The sequence below is a fragment of the Psychrobacter sp. TB20-MNA-CIBAN-0197 genome (assembly GCF_040309765.1).
Lineage (GTDB): Bacteria > Pseudomonadota > Gammaproteobacteria > Pseudomonadales > Moraxellaceae > Psychrobacter > Psychrobacter submarinus.
In genome coordinates this window covers 1-373 of record NZ_JBEOPC010000179.1, presented here as the reverse complement: position 1 = coordinate 373, position 373 = coordinate 1, and the positions used below count along the sequence as shown (strand labels likewise).

The 373-nt window shown below is 38.6% G+C and carries 1 protein-coding gene; it reads right to left on the bottom strand.

The window, feature by feature from the left end:
• A partial coding sequence (locus AAEY83_RS13205) for a PKD domain-containing protein (RefSeq protein ID WP_351059436.1) occupies window positions 1-373 on the bottom strand: 373 nt, incomplete at both ends.

The following is a 373-nucleotide window of genomic DNA, read 5'->3' as shown; positions in this document are numbered from 1 at the left end:
GTCTATGTCTGAGGCATAAAAAGTAGTAATACATTGATTACTATTAGCTAATGTTTCCGCTTTTCCGGTTAGTTGTTGCCAGTCACATTTATAAGTACTGGTTGCGGCAGCGCTGTTACTTGCATCTAAGGTTACTTTATCAAACTCGTTAACTTGCTGATCAGCCCCGGCATTGGCAATAACAACTTGCGCTGTTTTATTTAAAGTCATGTCATATTCAGAGGTTGACTCTCCCCCTTCATCATCGGTAACCGTTAATGACCACTTTAAATTTGTATGGTTTTCAAGCAGTGGATGGCTAAAGCTTAAGGTAGAATTAGTAAAACTATTAATATTGAGGGCTGGTCCTGATATTAATTGCCACAAGTAGCTA